This window comes from methanotrophic endosymbiont of Bathymodiolus puteoserpentis (Logatchev) (assembly GCF_900128525.1).
Classification (GTDB): domain Bacteria; phylum Pseudomonadota; class Gammaproteobacteria; order Methylococcales; family Methylomonadaceae; genus Methyloprofundus.
In genome coordinates this window covers 1-1,234 of record NZ_FQTQ01000191.1, presented here as the reverse complement: position 1 = coordinate 1,234, position 1,234 = coordinate 1, and the positions used below count along the sequence as shown (strand labels likewise).

1 protein-coding gene is annotated in these 1,234 nt (G+C 44.0%); it reads right to left on the bottom strand.

The window, feature by feature from the left end:
• Positions 1-223: 223 nt before the first annotated feature.
• On the bottom strand, positions 224-1,129 hold the full coding sequence (locus BQ7314_RS14125; protein WP_174484335.1) for a lysophospholipid acyltransferase family protein: 906 nt from the start codon (positions 1,127-1,129) through the stop codon (positions 224-226).
• Positions 1,130-1,234 lie beyond the last annotated feature (105 nt).

Genomic DNA, 1,234 nt, shown 5'->3' with positions numbered 1-1,234 from the left:
CATGATTTTATTTTATGCACATTGGGAAATAAGGGGGAATTATCTCAGAATTTACCCATTAATGCGACAGAACCATTGAAACAGCACATATGATTCGAAAGGGACAGTTGTCCGAGGAAAATATGCCTGCTTATAAGCAATTTATGGCTTTAGCAGGATAGTTATGCCTGAAGACAAGGCGTACTTCGTTTTCAATAATACTTGCGACAGAACCTGATTTAGGCTAAGGCCGATTGTCAGCGGACCATAACGAAGGCAAATTAGACCACTGCCACCACTCCCACGGCATGGCCTGACAATCGTTTTCAAAAATAGAAACAGCCTGGGCAAATGCCTCATCGGGACTATCGGATAAAGCCGTAACACGACAAACAGATCGACAACCGTGATCCTCGGCGCAGGCATAAAAAAGCTTGGCATTCGTTTGTTTGGCTAAGCGGACAATCCCCGGGGGTAATAGCAATTGGCCATGCCCAAAAGGTACAGTTATTTGACGCGTAGGGTCAGGTTCAGATAAATCCAGCATAATAATCATTCTTTGGCCTGCTTTAATCGCACGTGCTAACGCTAACGGAGAGTCATTCAAAGTTAGCCAGCGACCACCAGCCAACCGAACCGTCTCCCGCATTTTAAATTGCAAAAAAGATCGCATAGCCGAATTTAAATGCGGGTTTGACTCATCAACCGGCTGACTCAACATACCCACCGGGCAGCCATGTAAACCTAAATAAGAGCTCAACAGAATTGGCCGGCCATAATGTGCCATAATGATAATTGCGCCATTGTCCACAGTTTTTAATGCAGAAAAACTAGTGCGACACTGTTCATCTAAAGAAACCCAGTCCAAATCAGCCGCTTGATTGACCCGTTGCAAAAAATAAGCGTCAAGGGCTTCGCGGCCTAACATTCGAAAATTCCAGCAACACCAGTGCCAGGCGGTGATTTTATCTACAGAATAAAATACCTGTAAATGCTGATGATAAGCGGATACCTCCTCCCGTTGGAAGCGTAGAGCCAATTTTAAATTAACGGCCCCAGCCAGTTTGAATGCTAGTTTGCGTGGTAAACGGTATAATAAGGGCCGCCAAAAAAAATGCTGAAAAAAGTCCAGCCACAGAGAAATATTCATTATGGATTGACTTGCCATTTACGCTGCAAATGAACAACACCTACTTCTAAATGAGACTTGGTGACAGAAAAGCAACAGACACGACGTAAATGTTCATACACCATA